This is a genomic window from Streptomyces sp. NPDC051217, from assembly GCF_044455465.1.
In the GTDB taxonomy this organism is placed as follows: Bacteria; Actinomycetota; Actinomycetes; order Streptomycetales; family Streptomycetaceae; genus Streptomyces.
Genome location: NZ_JBITEV010000010.1, coordinates 72,407 through 88,643 on the forward strand (window position 1 = coordinate 72,407; position 16,237 = coordinate 88,643).

The following is a 16,237-nucleotide window of genomic DNA, read 5'->3' on the forward strand; positions in this document are numbered from 1 at the left end:
TGCCGATGCCGAGTCCCGGGCCGGGGGCTGTCCGGTCAACGGCCCCATGGCGGCGACGCCGATCTTCGGGGAGCAGCTCGACGGCCACATGATGCCGCGCCTGTACGAGCGACTGCGAGCCGAGCACGGGCCGGTGGCGCCCGTCGCCGTCGCGCCCGGTATCGAGGCGTGGCTGGTGCTCGGCCACCGTGAGCTCGTACGGCTGACCCGGGAGGAGCAGGACTTCTCGCACGACCCGCGCCGCTGGCGCCAGTTGCGCGAGGGCCGGGTGCCGGAGGACTCGCCGATCCTGCCGATGGTGGGCTGGCGACCGGCGCTGCTGTTCGCCGACGGGCAGCAGCACCGCCGGATGCGGGCGGCCGTGTCGGACGCGCTCTCCCGGATCAACGGGCATGAACTGCGGCGCGGCGTAAGGGCGTTGTCCGAGCGGCTGATCAGCGAGTTCGCGGACCGCAAGGAGGCGGACCTCGTCTCGGACTACGCGCGCAAGCTGCCGCTTATGGTGATCACCGGCCTGCTCGGGCTCGACGAGCCGACGGGCAGGGAGCTGGTGAAGGCCATCGCGGGGCTGGCCGTGGCGAACGCCGACTCCGCCGACGCGAGCAAGCGGATGGGATCCATCCTGCTCGCCCTGATCGAGGAGAAGCGCCGCCGTCCCGGCAACGACGTCACGTCCGCGCTGCTGCACCATCCGGCGCGGCTGACGGACGAGGAGGTGCTGCACAACCTGGTGGTGATGTTCGTCGCGGGCAACCAGACAACGGTGAACTGGATCGCCACCACCCTGCGGATCCTGCTCTGCGACCCGGCGTTCCGGTCCTCGCTCAGCGGCGGTCATCTGAGCGTCGACGACGCGCTGGACCTGGTGCTGTGGCGCTTCCCGCCGACGCAGAACTTCCCCGCCCGGTACGCCACCCGCGACCTGCGGTTCGGCGGTCAGGAAGTGCGGGCCGGGGACATGCTGATCCTCGGTCTGGCCGGGGCGAACGCCGACCCCGACATCCTGCCGGAGGACGGTACGCCCGTCGTCGGCAACCGCTCGCACCTGGCCTTCGGGGCCGGGCCGCACACCTGCCCGGCCCAGGATCCGGCGCGGCTGATCACGCGTACCGCGGTCGACACGATCAGGCACCGGCTGCCTGATCTCGAACTGGCCGTGCCCGAGAGCGAGTTGGCCTGGATCAAATCGCCCTGGAGCAAGGGCCTGGCGGCCCTTCCCGTCCGCTTCACCGAACCGCAGTTGCCGCGTGGACCGCAGGCACCGCGGAGTTGAGGAGAGCACCGATGAGCGCCAAGCCCGATCCGTCCGCCGACGAGTCCGCCGAAGCGGCCGTCGAAGCGGCCGTCGCCCCGCACCGGATGGACCCGTCCGGTGGCTGCCCGCACGCCGCCAACGCGACTCTGCTCGCGCGGGGCGCGGTGGCCCCCCTCGTACTGCCCGGCGAGGTCGAGGCGATGGCCGTCATCGGGCACGACGCGCTGAGGGAGTTCCTGTCGCATCCCGATGTCGCGAAGGGCGCGGCGCACTTCACGGCGTTGCGGGAGGGGCGGATACCCGACGGCTGGCCGCTGAAGACGTTCGCGACCGTTCAAGGCATGACGACGGCGGACGGCGACGACCACCGGCGGCTGCGGTCGCTGGTGAGCAAGGCGTTCACGTCGCGACGGGTGGAAGCGCTGCGCGGGCGGGTGGAGGAGGTGACGGCGGAGCTGCTGGACGATCTGGCGTCCGCGGGCGACAAGGCCGGGCCGATCGGCGAGTGGGAGGACGGGCCGGGCAACCGGCAGGACCTGCCGCACGTCGTCGATCTCCGCGCGGACTTCGCGCTGCCGCTGCCAATGGCCGTCATCTGCGAACTGCTGGGCGTGGACGAGGGGTTCCGGGACCGGCTGCACCATCTTTCGAACCAGATCGTCGCGACGGACATCTCCCCCGAGGACGCGATGGCCGCCAACCGGGACATCGTGGCCGTACTGAGCGCGGTGGCCGCCTCCCGTACGGAGAACCCCGGCGAGGATCTGACCAGCGCGCTCATCGCGGCGCGCGACGAGGACGGCGACCGGCTGAGCGGGCACGAACTCATCGGCACCCTGCTGCTGATGATCATCGCGGGGCACGAGACGACGCTGAATCTGATCACCAACGCGGTGCGCGCCCTGTGCCTCCACCGCGACCAGCTCGAACTGGTCCAGAACGGCAAGGCGAGCTGGTCGGACGTGGTCGAGGAGACCCTGCGCTGGGACAGCCCGGTGAGCTTCTTCCCGTTCCGCTATCCGACCCGGGACCTGACGGTGGACGGCACGGTGATCCCGAAGGGCACGCCGGTGCTGGCGGGCTATTCGGCGGCGGGCCGCGACAAGGCCGCGCACGGGGATGACGCGGATCTCTTCGACGTCACCAGGCATGCCACGGGCTCGACCGCGCGCCATCTCTCGCTCGGGCACGGCGCGCACTTCTGTCTGGGGTCGTCGCTGGCCCGGATGGAGGCGACGATCGCGCTGGAGCGGCTGTTCACCCGCTTCCCGGACCTGGATGTCGCGGTCACGGAGGGGGAACTGCCGCGTCACGCGAGCTTCGTGGGCAACAGTGTGCGGCGACTGCCGGTGTCGTTGGGGCAGTTGGGGTAGCCGGGCCGGTGCCACCGGCTGCCGGGTGACGGGACGGGTGACGGGACTGTGACGGGGCGCGGGTGACGGGCGGTCAAGAACTTTGGTCCATACCAACTCCTTGACGGCCCCTCCCGGCCCCCCTTAAATCAAGTATTGAATTAATGCACTGAATGTCATGCGCATGCCCCCATGAGAAGTGAAGTGATGACCTGTGCGAACCCCCCTGCGGCGTCGTGTGACGCTGTACGCCCTGGCTCTTCTCTGCTGTACGAGCGTGGCCACGGCCGTGCCCTCCGGAGCGGCGACGCCCTCCCCCGAGCCTCGCGTAAGCGCGGTCGACAGCACCAACGGCACCAACGGCACGAAGGCCGCCGCCGCCGTGACGTTCGACGAGAACTTCGACGGTGCCGCCGGATCGGCCGTCAACAGCAGTAGATGGCAGATCGAGACCGGCGACAACGTCAACAACCACGAGCGGCAGTACTACACGGCCGGCAACAACAACGCCCGCCTCGACGGCCAGGGCAATCTCGTGATCACCGCCCGCAAGGACAACCCCGGCAACTACCAGTGCTGGTACGGCCGGTGCGAGTACACCTCCGCCCGCCTGAACACGGCCGGCAAGTTCACCGCGCAGTACGGCCGCGTCGAGGCGCGGATGAAGATCCCGCGCGGGCAGGGCATGTGGCCCGCGTTCTGGATGCTCGGCAACAACATGGGCGATGTCGGCTGGCCCGCCAGCGGCGAGATCGACATCATGGAGAACGTCGGCTACGAGCCGAACACCGTGCACGGCACCCTGCACGGCCCCGGTTACTCGGGCTCGGGCGGCATCGGCGCCGGCTACAGCCTCCCCGGCGGCCAGGCGTTCGCCGACGCCTTCCACACCTTCGCGATCGACTGGTCGCCCAACTCCATCCGCTGGTCGGTCGACGGCAACGTCTTCCAGACCCGTACGCCCGCCGATCTGGGCGGCCGGGAATGGGTGTTCAACAAGCCCTTCTTCCTGATCCTGAACCTCGCGGTCGGCGGCTACTGGCCCGGCGACCCGAACAGCAGCACCCCCTTCCCGAGCACCCTGACCGTCGACTACGTGCGGGTCACGACGGACGGCGGAGGAGGCGCCGGCGGTTCGATCACCGGTCTCGGCGGCAAGTGCCTGGACGTGGCGGGCGCGAGTTCCGCCAACGGGACGCCTGTTCAGCTCTACGACTGCAACGGCTCCGGCGCGCAGCAGTGGAGCAGGGGCGCCAACGACTCGCTGCGGGCACTCGGCAAGTGCCTGGACGTGAAGGACAACAGCACCGCCGACGGTGCGCAGCTCCAGCTCTGGGACTGCTCCGGCGCGGGTAATCAACGCTGGGCCGTGTCGGGCGCGAACGACGTCGTGAACATCCAGGCGAACAAGTGCATGGATGTGACGGGCGGCGCCTCGGTCAACGGGGCACGGGCCCAGATCTGGACCTGCACGGGCGCGGCCAACCAGAAGTGGTCGGTGAACGCGTAACACCGTTGCTCAGTCCGTCCACGGACCCCGGCGGCGCGGCAAGTCCCTTGCCCGCGGCCGGGGTTCGTCGTTGTCCCGGTCCGGTTCAGTGCAGGCGTTCGCCGGCGCGCCAGACCTCCCGGGTCAGCGGCACGCCCGGCCGGTAGGCGAGATGGACATGGCTCGGGGCGTCGAGCATCACGAGGTCGGCGCGGGCGCCGCGGGTGAGGCGTCCGACGTCGGTACGGCGCAGAGCGGCGGCCCCGCCCGCCGTGGCCGACCAGATCGCCTCGTCGGGTGTCATCCCCATGTCGCGTACGGCGAGGGCGATGCAGAACGCCATCGACGAGGTGAAGGACGAGCCCGGGTTGCAGTCGGTGGACAGCGCGACGGTGGCGCCCGCGTCGAGCAGCCGGCGGGCGTCGGGCCACTTGGCGCGGGTGGAGAACTCGGCGCCGGGCAGCAGCGTCGCGACCGTACGGGAGTTGGCGAGCGCGTCGACGTCCTCGTCGGTGAGGTGGGTGCAGTGGTCGGCGGACGCGGCGTCCATCTCGACGGCGAGCCGAACACCCGGGCCGTACGACAACTGGTTGGCGTGCACGCGCGGTTGGAGGCCCTTGGCCCGGCCCGCGGTGAGGATCGCGCGCGCCTGGTCGCCGTCGAACGCGCCCTTCTCGCAGAAGACGTCGATCCAACGGGCGTACGGGGCACAGGCGTCGAGCATGTCGCCGGTGACGAGGCCGACATAGGCGGCGGGGTCGTCGGCGAGTTCGGGCGCGACGATATGGGCGCCGAGGTAGGTGACCTCGTCGGTGTGGCGGGCCGCGGCGCGCAGCGCGCGCGCCTCGTCGGTGACGGTGAGGCCGTAGCCGGACTTGGTCTCCTGGGTGGTGGTGCCCTGGCGGAGGCCTTCGGCGAGGTATCGGGCGACGTTGGCGCTCAGCGCCTCGTCGGTGGCGGCGCGGGTCGCGGTGACGGTGGTGCGGATGCCGCCGGCGGAGTAGGGGCGGCCCGACATGCGGGCGTTGAACTCCTGGGTGCGGTCGCCCGCGAAGACGAGGTGGGAGTGGGAGTCGACGAAACCGGGGACGACGGCCCGGCCGTCGGCGTCGACGGCGTTGTCAGTGGCGGGTGCTTTGCTTGATTCACCGACCCAGATGACGCGGTCGCCGCCGATGACGACGGCCGCGTCCTGGATCAGACCAATGGGGGATCCGTCACCGAGGGAGGGGTCGTTGGTGACCAGAGCGGCGATGTTGGTGATGGCGGTGGTGGGCGCGGCCGTGGGGGCGCTCGGGTGGATGGGCGGTCCGGCGGGCATGCTCGCGGGTGTTCCGGCAGGCGTGTGGGCGGGCTTCATCGTGGGGGCGCTCTCCTTCAGCCGCGTACGGCCGCGATGGACCGGGCGAGGGCTCCGGGCACGTCGGGGATCAGGGTGTGCTCCCCGTCTCGTACGAGATGGCGGCCGCCCACGATCGTGTGACGCACGTCCGCGGATGTCGCGGCGAATACGGCCGTCTCGGCGCCCAGTCTCGGTAGCTGTCCCGCTGTCCTGACGGAGTCCAGGGCGATCGTGACGAGGTCGGCGAGCGCGCCCGGCTCGATCCGGCCGCCCTCGGGCCTGCCGAGGGCCGCGTGGCCGTCGGCCGTGGCGGCGGAGATGAGCGCGGCGGCCGTCCAGTGGCCCCGGACGCGGGAGCGCAGCCGCTCGTTGAGCTCCATGGAGCGAGCCTCTTCGAAAATGTCGATCACCGCGTGGCTGTCGCTGCCCAGCGACAGGGGCGAGCCCGCGTGCTGGAGCCGCGCGGCGGGGCCGATGCCGTCGGCGAGGTCGCGTTCCGTGGTGGGGCACATGCAGGTGCCGGTGCGGGTGGAGCCCAGCAGGGCGATGTCCTCGTCGGTGAGGTGGGTGTTGTGGACGCCGGTGGTGCGGGGGCCGAGGACCCCGTGGTCGGCCAGGAGCTGGGCGGGGGTGCGGTCGTGGGTGGCGAGGCAGGCGTCGTTCTCGGCGGTCTGTTCGGAGAGATGGACATGGAGCGGGGTCCCCCGGGCCTCGGCCCATTCGGCGACGGTCGACAGCTGCTCGGCGGGCACGGCGCGTACGGAGTGGACGGCGGCGCCGATCCGCACATGGTCGTCGTCCTTGGTGTAGCGGTCCCCGAGGCCGGACACGCGCTCCGCCCAGGCGTGGGCGGTGCCGTCGGAGAAGCGGACCTGGTGGCGGTCCGGGGGCTTGCCGCCGCGCCGTTTGGAGATGCCGGAGGAGAGATAGGCGGTGTCCAGGAGGGTGATCCGGATCCCGGCCTCGTCGGCGGCGGCGATCAGCGCCTCGCCCATCGCGTTGGGATTGTCGTAGGGCGTTCCGCCAGGAGCGTGATGCAGATAGTGGAATTCACCGACGGAGGTGATGCCGGCCAGGGCCATCTCGGCGTACACGGCGCGGGCGAGCGCGTGGTAGGTCTCGGGGGTGAGCCGGGAGGCGACCTGATACATCATCTCGCGCCAGGTCCAGAAGGTGCCGGAGCCGACCTGGACCTTGCCGCGCAGCGCGCGGTGGAAGGCGTGCGAGTGGGTGTTGGCCAGGCCGGGGAGGGTGAGCCCGCGCAGGGCCGTGGCACCGGCGGGCGGGGTGTCGTCCCCGGTGCGTACGTCGGTGATGCGGCCGTCCGCGACCGTCACGGTCACGGCCGGTTCGACGTGGGTGTCGAGCCAGGCGTGCTCCAGCCAGTAAGTGGTCACGTGCACGCCAGCCCTTCCAGTACGTCGGCGAGTGCGAGCACACCGGCCACGCAGTCGTCCTCGGCCGCGAACTCGGCCGGGGAGTGCGAGACGCCGGTGGGGTTCCGTACGAACAGCATGGCGGTCGGAATGGATCCGGACAAAATACCCGCGTCGTGACCGGCGCCGGTGCCGAGCACGGGGAGCTTGCCGCCGAGGATCCTGCCGACCTCGTCGCGCAGGCTGTGGGCGAACTCGACGACGGGCGTGAAGGACTCCCGTACGACCCGCAGATCGATGCCCGCGCGCTCGGCGTGCTCGTGCGCCGCCGCCTCGATCGCGGTGACGACGGTGTCCAGGGTGGCCTGGTCGGCGGCGCGGGAGTCGAGCCAGCCGCGTACGAGGGAGGGGATGGCGTTCACGCCATTGGGTTCGACGGCGATCTTGCCGAAGGTGGCGAGGGCACCGGCGAGTGCCGCCTCGCGGCGGGCGGCGAGGACGGTCTCGGCGTAGGTGAGCATCGGGTCGCGGCGGTCGGCGAGGCGGGTGGTGCCCGCGTGGTTGGCCTCGCCGTGGAAGTCGAAGCGCCAGCGGCCGTGCGGCCAGATGGAGGAGGCGATACCGACGGGGTCACCGGTCAGGTCGAGCGCGCGCCCCTGCTCGACGTGCAGCTCGACGAACGCACCGACGCGGGCGAGGCGTTCGGGGTCGGGCCCGATGGCGTCCGGGTCGTACCCGGCCGCCTCCATGGCGCGCGGCAGCGGGACGCCGTCCCCGTCGCGCAGGGCGTGCGCCTGTTCCGGGGTGAGCTGCCCGGCGGTGAGCCGGGAGCCGACGCAGGCGAGCCCGAACCGGGCGCCCTCCTCGTCACCGAAGTTGGTGACGGCGACGGGCCGGGTGAACTCCGCTCCCCTGCGGCGGAGTTCATCGAGCGCGGCGAAGGAGGACACGACGCCGAGGGGCCCGTCGAAGGCCCCACCGTCGGGCACGGAGTCCAGATGCGACCCGACGACGACGGCGTCCCCGCCGCCCGGGTCACCGAGCCAGCCCCACTGATTCCCGTTCCGGTCGCTCTCGTAGGCAAGCCCACGCGCCTCGACCTGCGCCCGGAACCAGTCCCGGCACTCCCGATCCGCCCCGCTCCAGGCATACCGCCGGTACCCCCGGCTGCCGGGATCCCGCCCGATGGGCGCGAGCTCCCGCCACATCTCCTGAAAGGAGACACCACCAGGGCCGCCACCGGCCGGGGCCGACGCCCCTCCGGGGCCCGGCCCGGCGGTCCCGGCGGGTGCCTCACCCGCAGCGTCGGGGGAAGCCGCCCCGCCACCGACCGGTGGCCGCGCACCGTCCGCCGCGTGGGCGGGTGGCCGCGTACCGTCCGCCGCGTGGGCGGGTGGCCGCGCACCGCCCGCGCCCGGCCTCGCGGCCTCTCCTGCCCCGGCGGAGGCTTCGCCCGAAGCGCTGGGCGAGGCCGTCGGCTCGCCCGACGCGTCCGGCGGGACCGCCGGCCCGGCGGGGCGGTCGCCACCGGCCGGGGCCGAGCCTCGGGTGGGGGTCACTCGCTCTCCCGCATCGGGATGCGGACACCGCGTTCCGTCGCGACCGTCGTCGCCGTGTCGTAGCCCGCGTCGACGTGGCGGATGACTCCCATGCCCGGGTCGTTCGTCAGGACGCGGCGGATCTTCTCCGCCGCCAGTTCCGTGCCGTCCGCGACCGTCACCTGGCCCGCGTGGATCGAGCGGCCCATGCCGACGCCGCCGCCGTGGTGGATCGAGACCCAGGTCGCGCCGGAGGCGACGTTCACCATGGCGTTCAGCAGTGGCCAGTCGGCGATCGCGTCCGAGCCGTCGAGCATCGCCTCGGTCTCGCGGTACGGGGACGCGACCGACCCGGCGTCCAGATGGTCTCGGCCGATGACGACCGGCGCGGCCAGTTCACCGCTCGCCACCATGTCGTTGAAGCGCTCGCCCGCCTTGTCGCGCTCGCCGTAGCCCAGCCAGCAGATGCGCGCGGGCAGGCCCTGGAAGTGGACGCGTTCGCCGGCCATCTTGATCCAGCGGTGCAGGGACGCGTTCTGGAGCGAGTCGCCCTCCGGGAAGAGGTCCAGGATCGCCTGGTCCGTCTTGTGGATGTCCGACGCCTCGCCGGACAGCGCCGCCCAGCGGAACGGACCCCGGCCCTCGCAGAACAGCGGCCGGATATAGGCCGGTACGAACCCGGGGAAGGCGAACGCCCGCTCGTAGCCTGCCAGTTGGGCCTCGCCCCGGATGGAGTTGCCGTAGTCGAAGACCTCGGCGCCCGCGTCCATGAAGCCCACCATCGCCTCCACGTGCCGCGCCATCGACTCGCGGGCGCGGAGCGTGAAGTCGGCCGGCTTCTCGGCGGCGTACGACGCCATGTCGTCGAAGTCGACGCCCAGCGGCAGATACGCCAGCGGGTCGTGCGCCGACGTCTGGTCGGTGACGATGTCGATCGGCGCGCCTTCGGCGAGCATCCGGGGCAGCAGCTCCGCCGCGTTGCCGAGCAGCCCGATCGACAGGGGCCGGCGCGCGTCACGGGCCTCGGTGGCGAGCTGGAGCGCGTGCTCCGGGGAGTCGGCCCGCACGTCCAGGAAACGGTGCTCGATGCGGCGGTCGATGGCGCGCGGGTCGCAGTCGATACAGATCGCGACCCCGTCGTTCATGGTCACGGCCAGCGGCTGCGCGCCGCCCATCCCGCCGAGCCCGGCGGTGAGGGTGATCGTCCCGGCGAGCGTGCCGGCAAACTTCTTCGCGGCGACAGCGGCGAATGTCTCGTACGTGCCCTGGAGGATGCCCTGCGTGCCGATGTAGATCCAGGAGCCGGCGGTCATCTGGCCGTACATGGTGAGGCCGAGCTGTTCCAGACGGCGGAACTCCTCCCAGTTGGCCCAGTCGCCGACCAGGTTCGAGTTGGCGATCAGCACGCGCGGCGCCCACTCGTGGGTCTGCGTCACACCCACCGGGCGGCCGGACTGGACGAGCATCGTCTCGTCCTGCTTCAGCGTCCGCAGCGTGCGCGTCATCGCGTCGAAGGAGCGCCAGTCGCGCGCCGCCTTGCCCGTGCCGCCGTAGACGACGAGCTGGTCCGGGTGTTCGGCGACCTCGGGATCGAGGTTGTTCTGGAGCATGCGGAGGGCGGCTTCCTGCTGCCATCCCAGGGCGCTCAGTTCCGTACCGCGCGGTGCCCGTACGGGTCGGGGTCCTGACATGGCGGGTGCCTCCTCCGTCACTGCTCCACTGTTGGCCGATCTATTCACATACTCGGGGCCTGAATAGATGTAGTCAACAGTGGAGCAACCGGCGGCCGGATGATTGGCTGACACGCATGATCGAGGACACCGGCACGGTCGAAGAGACAAGCAAGGGCAGCGGCGAGGACAGCCGTGAAGAGATCGCCACCGGCTACGCGGGACCGGAGGCGGCGAGGGAAGCCGCCACCCGGCGCGATCTCGCGGTACGGGCCGCCGTCGAGCGGGGGCTGCTCACCGAGGCCGACCCGATCGTCGCCCTCCTCGACGTGGCGGGCATTCGCGCCTCCGTCGCCGCGCTCCACGCCGCCTTCGCCGCCGTCACCGCCCCGGACACCCGCGTGCTGCACGCCTTCGCCGTCAAGGCCGCGCCCCTCGTGCCCGTCCTGCGCCTGCTGCGCGACGAGGGCGTCGGCGCCGAGGTCGCGAGCCCCGGTGAGCTGGGCATCGCGCGCGCCGCCGCGATCCCGCCCGAGCGCACCGTCCTGGACTCCCCCGCCAAGACGCCCGCCGAACTGCGCGAGGCCCTCTCCCTGGGCATCGCGGTCAACGCCGACAACCCCCAGGAGCTCACCCGCCTCGACGCTCTCCAGCGCTCGGCGCCCACCCGTTCCCCGATCGGCCTACGGGTCAACCCGCAGACCGGCGGCGGCTCCATCGGCGCCCTTTCCACGGCGACGGCGACGTCCAAGTTCGGCGTCGCGCTGCGCGACGAGGGCGCCCGCGCCTGGGTCGTCCAGGCCTTCCTGGACCGGCCCTGGCTGACCCGGCTGCACACCCACTCCGGCTCCCAGGGCGTGCCGTTCGCCCTCATGGCCGAGGGCGTCCGGACCGTTCACGAACTGGCCGAGGAGATCAACGCGGCGGCGGGCCGGCAGCAGGTCGACACGATCGACATCGGGGGCGGCCTCCCGGTCAACTTCTCCTCCGACGAGCAGACCCCCACCTACGCCGACTACGCCCGTCTCCTGAAGGCCACCGTCCCCGGCCTGTTCGACGGCCGCTACGGGCTCGTCACCGAGTTCGGCCGCTCCCTGCTCGCCAAGCACGGCACGGTCCTGGCCCGGGTCGAGTACGCGAAGTCCGCCGGCGGCCGGCCCATCGCCGTGACCCACGCGGGCGTGCAGATCGCCACCCGTACCGTCTACAACCCGGAGTCGTGGCCGCTGCGCATCGCCGCGTACGACGCCGAGGGCCGGCAAAAGGACGGCCCGGACGTCAACCAGGACATCGCGGGCCCGGCCTGCTTCGCGGGTGACGTGCTGGCCACGGACCGGCCCCTGCCGCTGCTGGAGCAGGGCGATGTCGTCGCGGCTCTGGACACCGGCGCGTACTACTTCGCCAACCATTACGCGTACAACAGCCTGGCCCGGCCCGGCATCCACGGTTTCACGGTGACGGCGGGCGCGACGGCGGGGGCGGTGCGGTTCGCCACCGTACGGCCGGCGCAGACCGTCGCGGAGATCGTCGCCGAGTCGGGCGGCGGGCATCCGGACGCGCTCGTACGGGACTGACCGCCGGACCTGCCGCCGGACCTCCCGCTGGCCCGGATGGCCGGACGCGCAGGCATCAGCGCCACCGCACAGGGCAGAACACTTCCCACCACCAAACGGGGGAGGTCATCGCATGCCCACATCGGAAACACCCACGGCGGCGGACACACCGGGGCCCGCCGGCGACAAACCCGAACTCAAACGCGCCCTCGGCCCCAAGCTGCTGATCCTGTTCGTCATCGGCGACATCCTCGGCACCGGCATCTACGCCACCACCGGCCAGGTCGCGGGCAGGGTCGGCGGCGCGCTCTGGGTGCCGTTCGCGATCGGCTTCGTCGTCGCGATCCTGACGGCCACCTCGTACGTGGAACTCGTCGGCAAGTACCCGAAGGCCGCCGGTGCCGCGCTCTACACCCAGAAGGCGTTCAAGGTCCCGTTCCTGACCTTCATCGTCGCCTTCATGGTGATGTGCTCGGGCCTGTCGTCGGCGAGCGCCGCGGCCCGCGCGTTCAGCGGCGACTACCTGGCCGAGTTCACCGACGCGATCCCGCCGACCCTGGTCGCGATCGCGTTCGTCGTCGCGCTCGCGACGCTGAATCTGCGCGGTGTCTCGGAGTCGGTGAAGACCAACGTGGTGCTCACCCTGGTCGAGGTGAGCGGTCTGGCGATCATCCTCGGCATCGGCGCGTACGCGGTCCTCACCGGTGACGGCGAGCCGTCGCGGCTCACCGACTTCGAGGCGAGCGGCACCGGCTTCTCCCTGATGACCGGCGTGCTCGGCGCGACCGCCCTCGCCTTCTTCGCGTTCGTCGGATTCGAGGACTCGGTCAACATGGCCGAGGAGACCAAGGATCCGACGCGGACCTTCCCGCGCGCGATCTTCATCGGCGTCGCGGTCACCGGCACCATCTACATCCTGGTCGCCCTCGTCTCGTCGCTCCTGGTGGACTACAGGACCCTGGAGGGCTCCAGCGGGCCACTGCTGGAAGTGGTGAAGGCCGGCGGAGTCGACTTCCCGCCGAAACTCTTCGCCCTGATCGCGCTCTTCGCCGTCACCAACTCCGCGCTGATCAACATCATGATGGCCTCGCGGCTCTGCTACGGCATGGCCAACGAACGCATCCTGCCGAAGGCCATGGGCCGGGTGCTCCCCGTACGCCGTACGCCGGTCGTGGGCATCGTCTTCGTGTCGCTGCTCGCCATCGGGCTGGTGTCGACCGGCGAGATCCAGGGGCTCGGGGACACGACGTCGTTCCTGCTGCTGTGCGTGTTCTTCGTGGTCAACGTCGCCGCGCTGGTGCTGCGCCGGGACCCGGTCGAGCACCGGCACTTCCGCGCGCCGACGATCGTGCCCGTGCTGGGCGCGATCACCGCGCTGATCCTGGCCAGTCCGCTGGCCGACCGCGCCGCCGACGTCTACATCCGGGCCGGGGTGCTGCTGGCGATCGGAATCGCGCTGTGGGCGGTCAACAAGCTGGTGCTGAAGGCGCGTTCGGAGGAACACGCGAAGACTGGCGGTGACGTGACGAAGTAGCACGTCACACCGGATTTTCCCAGGACGGCACGCGACGGCACGCGACGGCCACGGGACGACACGCAAGGCCGCCCCGGGCCGTTCTCGTGCGCCGACCCTAGCGCCGCGGGGCATGTTCCGATGGAAAATGCCCGAAATCCCTTCCCCCGTACGGACGTTGCGTAATCTCGCCGTCACTGCCGCACGACGGTGCCTACTCACGATCGGCTGGGAGGGAAGTCCGCGTGCCCGGAATCGACGCATGCCTGCACGAGATCATGGCCCTGCCCGGCGCTCGCGGAGCCGCGATCGTCGACTGGACCAGCGGTCTCGCGCTCGGTACGGCCGGCGAGTCGCCCAACGGCGATCACGAGACGACCGCGACCGAGACCGCCGAACTGGCACGGGCCGCCGCCGAGTACCCCGCCTTCGCGCCCGCCGCCGAGCGGATACGGCCCGAGGCCGGGAACGCGAAGGGCCCTCCCGTCGAGGACCTGATCGTCACCACCCGCACCGGCTACCACGTGCTGCGTTTCGTCGAGACGACCTTCGACAGCAGCGTCTTCCTCCATCTGTGGCTCGACCGCGACACCGGGAATCTCGCTCTCGCCCGGCTCCGGCTCCAACAGCTCGCCGAACGGCTGGTACTGGCATGAACGCAGACACGGCGGCCCGCGCCGCCTCTCCCGCGACCACCCCCTCCCCCGTCTCGCCCATGCTCGTCCGCCTGGCGAACGAACGCGCCACCGGCGCCCTCCTGCGCGACCACGGCACGCTCTATCTCTCCGAAGGCCGCGTCGTGCACGCCGAGAGCCCGGTCGCGCCCGGCATCGACACCCTGCTGACCACCGGCGGCCGGCTGCCGCACGAAGGCTGGCAGCGGGCGGTCGACGAGGCCGGAGCCCGCGGCGAGGTCGGGCGATTCCTCGTGGACAGCGGCGGGATAGGCGGTGGGGAACTGGAGATCTGCCATCTCGGCGCGCTGTACGACGCCGCGTTCTTCGCGCTCGCACCGGGCAGCGGCCCCACCCGGTTCCGCTACGGCGTCGCGCACTGGATCGGACCGGTGCGACCCGTCCCGGCGGCGGCCGTCGAACGCGAGACGCTGCGCCGCCGTGAACTGCTCGACCAGGTCTGGCCGTACCCGGCGGTCGACACCTCGCCGGTGGTGCCCCGGGCGCCCGCGCCCGGCCAGTCGGTCACCCACCGCCAGCGCGCGCTGCTGGAACTGGCCGACGGCGTACGGACCCCGGCGGGCATCGCCTGGGCCCTGGGCCGTCCCGCGTTCCACACCCTCCTGGAGGTACGGCGGCTGGCGGCGGCCGGGCTGGTCGGCACACCTCCCGATCCACCGCGGGACGCCCGCCCGGTCCTGCCCGGCTGGATCACCGAGGTCTCCGACTCCGACATCGGGCTGCTCCGCCGGCTCCGTGACGCCTTGGAGGCAAGCCTGTGAGACGCGCCCTGCGGCTGCGCGGCGAGAGGAGACAGCTGATGACGGCGGAGGACGAGGTCCTCGGGGAGTTACGGCGCCTGCGCGCCCGTATCCCCCAGGTCACCGGCGCGCTGGCGGCGAGCACCGACGGTCTCGTCCTCGCCGAGGAGATCTCGGCCGCCGGCGTAGATGCCGGAATGGCGGTCGGCGCCGAGGCCGGTGTCGAACCGGAGGGCATCGCCGCCCTGACCGCCGCCGCGCTCGGCGTCTCCCTGCGGCTGACCGACAGCACGGGCCGGGGTGGCTTCCGCGAACTGCTCATCAGGGGCGAGCGCGGCTATGTGGCCACGTACGCCGCCGGCGGCTCCGCCGTCCTCACCGTGCTCGCCGAGCCGCGGATCAATGTCGGCCGCCTCCATCTGGAGGCGCGCCGGTCCGGCGCGCGGATCGGCGCACTCGTGGACGGCGCGCTCGCCGGCTCCCTCGAACGACCGGAGAACGCCTGATCCATGACCCCGAGCAGAACACCCGCCCGAGCGACCCAGAGACGAAAAGGAAGTGCGACGTTCATGGCCAACACCGAAGCGGCTCTCAAAGAAGCCACGACCTCCATCGAAGGCGCCGTCGGGGCCGCCCTCGTCGACTACACCAGCGGCATGGCCCTCGGCACCGTCGGCGGCGGCAAGGACCTCGATCTGACGGTCGCCGCCGCCGGGAACACCGATGTGGTGCGGGCCAAGGTGCGCACCATGGAGATGCTGGGGATGAAGGACGAGATCGAGGACATCCTGATCACCCTCGGCGGCCAGTACCACCTGATCCGGCTGCTCAAGGGCCGTGGCAACAACGGTCTGTTCCTCTATGTGGCGCTGGACAAGCAGCGGGCGAATCTGGCGATGGCCAGACACCAGCTCAAGAAGATCGAGAACGAACTGGAGGTGTGACGGGGGCTCCCGAGGCGGGCTCGGCGGCCTTGCCGGGCTTGGCACCCTTGCCCGCCCTGGCCGACTCGGCGCCCTTGGCCGACTTGGCACCCTTGCCCGCCTTGGCCTCCCGGACCACTTTGGCCTTCTTCGCCTGCTCGGCCCGCTGGGCCTTCTTCGCCTGCTTGTCGCGGGGTCGCCGCGCCCCACCCGGTGCGGCGTCCCCCGCCTCCAGGCCGGTCGTACGGAAGCCCTTGACCTTCTCGCCGACGGGGCTGCCGCGTCCGGCCCAGTCGGTACGGACCCAGAGCAGTTCCCCGCCCGCGCGCTCACCGCGCCCCAGCAGTACGGCCTTGAGCCACAGCCCGGCTCCGGCGCCCGCGAGAGCCGCGCCGCCCGCGACCGGTACGGCGAAGGAGACTCCCACCGCCGCGAGGAACCCGCCCACCAGCCACCACACATGGGCGCGCCGCCAGACCCGCAGCGTCACCGCGCGGTCCTGGAGGTAGTCGAACTTCCCCGCGCGCGAGGCGGCTTCGGCCCAGCCGCCGTACCGCCGTCGCCGTACGAGTGCGACGGCCGCCGCACTCAGCACGAACAGCGCCACCCCGACGTACAACCCGGCCCAGCGGCCGGTCGGTCCGGGGATGAACACCCCGATCCCGGCCGCCAGGACCCCGAGCCACCACATCGGGGCCGCACCGGCCCTGACGATCACCGCCACCCGCGCCAGCGACTGCTGCCCTCCGCGTCCCACGGCCGCCTCCTCTTCACAGAAGTTTTGGCGGGCA

Annotated in this window: 14 protein-coding genes; 9 read left to right on the top strand and 5 right to left on the bottom strand. The window is 71.7% G+C overall.

The window, feature by feature from the left end; all coding sequences use genetic code 11:
* Nucleotides 1-46 precede the first annotated feature (46 nt).
* From ACIBBB_RS22365 to ACIBBB_RS22375, 3 genes are all read left to right on the top strand, one after another.
* Complete coding sequence (locus tag ACIBBB_RS22365; protein ID WP_398984992.1) at nt 47-1,273, top strand: cytochrome P450; 1,227 nt, start codon at nt 47-49, stop codon at nt 1,271-1,273.
* An 86-nt stretch (nt 1,274-1,359) separates the two neighbouring features.
* Nucleotides 1,360-2,628, top strand: a complete 1,269-nt coding sequence (locus ACIBBB_RS22370; RefSeq protein ID WP_398984994.1) for a cytochrome P450 — start codon at nt 1,360-1,362, stop codon at nt 2,626-2,628.
* 193 nt (nt 2,629-2,821) lie between these two features.
* Nucleotides 2,822-4,117 carry a family 16 glycosylhydrolase gene (locus ACIBBB_RS22375; protein ID WP_398984581.1) on the top strand — a complete coding sequence of 432 codons (1,296 nt, stop codon included), beginning with the start codon at nt 2,822-2,824 and terminating at the stop codon, nt 4,115-4,117.
* A gap of 85 nt (nt 4,118-4,202) precedes the next feature.
* On the opposite strand, the gene hutI is transcribed toward ACIBBB_RS22375, so the two are convergent.
* The 4 genes from hutI to hutU all read right to left on the bottom strand — a co-directional run bounded on the left by hutI (nt 4,203) and on the right by hutU (nt 10,043).
* The gene (gene hutI, locus ACIBBB_RS22380) at nt 4,203-5,417 is read right to left on the bottom strand and encodes an imidazolonepropionase (protein WP_398984996.1); all 1,215 of its coding nucleotides are present in this window, start codon (nt 5,415-5,417) and stop codon (nt 4,203-4,205) included.
* Nucleotides 5,418-5,473: 56 nt separating this feature from the next.
* The gene (locus ACIBBB_RS22385; RefSeq protein ID WP_398984583.1) at nt 5,474-6,841 is read right to left on the bottom strand and encodes a formimidoylglutamate deiminase; all 1,368 of its coding nucleotides are present in this window, start codon (nt 6,839-6,841) and stop codon (nt 5,474-5,476) included.
* Nucleotides 6,832-8,022, bottom strand: coding sequence for an allantoate amidohydrolase (locus ACIBBB_RS22390; RefSeq protein ID WP_398984998.1), 1,191 nt, complete (start codon nt 8,020-8,022; stop codon nt 6,832-6,834). Before ACIBBB_RS22390 ends, ACIBBB_RS22385 begins: the two co-directional genes overlap by 10 nt.
* 347 nt (nt 8,023-8,369) lie before the next feature.
* Nucleotides 8,370-10,043: a urocanate hydratase gene (gene hutU / locus ACIBBB_RS22395; RefSeq protein ID WP_398984585.1), complete on the bottom strand. Its 1,674-nt coding sequence runs from the start codon at nt 10,041-10,043 to the stop codon at nt 8,370-8,372.
* A gap of 116 nt (nt 10,044-10,159) precedes the next feature.
* On the opposite strand from hutU, the gene ACIBBB_RS22400 reads away from it, so the two are divergent.
* From ACIBBB_RS22400 to ACIBBB_RS22425, 6 genes are all read left to right on the top strand, one after another.
* Nucleotides 10,160-11,596 (top strand): diaminopimelate decarboxylase, encoded by a 1,437-nt coding sequence (locus ACIBBB_RS22400; RefSeq protein ID WP_398984587.1) that lies wholly within the window; start codon nt 10,160-10,162, stop codon nt 11,594-11,596.
* Between the two features lie 112 nt (nt 11,597-11,708).
* Entirely contained in the window at nt 11,709-13,109 is a 1,401-nt protein-coding gene (locus tag ACIBBB_RS22405) for an APC family permease (RefSeq protein WP_398984589.1), read from the top strand.
* 224 nt (nt 13,110-13,333) lie between these two features.
* On the top strand, nt 13,334-13,744 hold the full coding sequence (locus ACIBBB_RS22410; RefSeq protein WP_398984591.1) for a hypothetical protein: 411 nt from the start codon (nt 13,334-13,336) through the stop codon (nt 13,742-13,744).
* Nucleotides 13,741-14,544, top strand: coding sequence for a transcriptional regulator (locus ACIBBB_RS22415; protein WP_398984593.1), 804 nt, complete (start codon nt 13,741-13,743; stop codon nt 14,542-14,544). Before ACIBBB_RS22410 ends, ACIBBB_RS22415 begins: the two co-directional genes overlap by 4 nt.
* Entirely contained in the window at nt 14,541-15,029 is a 489-nt protein-coding gene (locus ACIBBB_RS22420) for a roadblock/LC7 domain-containing protein (protein ID WP_398984595.1), read from the top strand. Before ACIBBB_RS22415 ends, ACIBBB_RS22420 begins: the two co-directional genes overlap by 4 nt.
* A gap of 63 nt (nt 15,030-15,092) precedes the next feature.
* Entirely contained in the window at nt 15,093-15,467 is a 375-nt protein-coding gene (locus ACIBBB_RS22425) for a hypothetical protein (protein ID WP_398984596.1), read from the top strand.
* On the opposite strand, the gene ACIBBB_RS22430 is transcribed toward ACIBBB_RS22425, so the two are convergent.
* Nucleotides 15,436-16,203 carry a hypothetical protein gene (locus tag ACIBBB_RS22430; RefSeq protein ID WP_398984598.1) on the bottom strand — a complete coding sequence of 256 codons (768 nt, stop codon included), beginning with the start codon at nt 16,201-16,203 and terminating at the stop codon, nt 15,436-15,438. The genes ACIBBB_RS22425 and ACIBBB_RS22430 overlap by 32 nt on opposite strands.
* Nucleotides 16,204-16,237 lie beyond the last annotated feature (34 nt).

Excerpts from the sequence above, each read along its gene's own strand:
- ACIBBB_RS22365 (WP_398984992.1), top strand. The coding sequence starts at position 47 with ATGGCGGCGACGCCGATCTTCGGGGAGCAGCTCGACGGCCACATGATG.
- ACIBBB_RS22425 (WP_398984596.1), top strand. The coding sequence starts at position 15,093 with ATGGCCAACACCGAAGCGGCTCTCAAAGAAGCCACGACCTCCATCGAA.
- ACIBBB_RS22405 (WP_398984589.1), top strand. The coding sequence starts at position 11,709 with ATGCCCACATCGGAAACACCCACGGCGGCGGACACACCGGGGCCCGCC.
- hutU (WP_398984585.1), bottom strand. The coding sequence starts at position 10,043 with ATGTCAGGACCCCGACCCGTACGGGCACCGCGCGGTACGGAACTGAGC.
- ACIBBB_RS22390 (WP_398984998.1), bottom strand. The coding sequence starts at position 8,022 with ATGTGGCGGGAGCTCGCGCCCATCGGGCGGGATCCCGGCAGCCGGGGG.
- ACIBBB_RS22400 (WP_398984587.1), top strand. The coding sequence starts at position 10,160 with ATGATCGAGGACACCGGCACGGTCGAAGAGACAAGCAAGGGCAGCGGC.
- ACIBBB_RS22370 (WP_398984994.1), top strand. The coding sequence starts at position 1,360 with ATGGACCCGTCCGGTGGCTGCCCGCACGCCGCCAACGCGACTCTGCTC.
- hutI (WP_398984996.1), bottom strand. The coding sequence starts at position 5,417 with ATGCCCGCCGGACCGCCCATCCACCCGAGCGCCCCCACGGCCGCGCCC.
- ACIBBB_RS22415 (WP_398984593.1), top strand. The coding sequence starts at position 13,741 with ATGAACGCAGACACGGCGGCCCGCGCCGCCTCTCCCGCGACCACCCCC.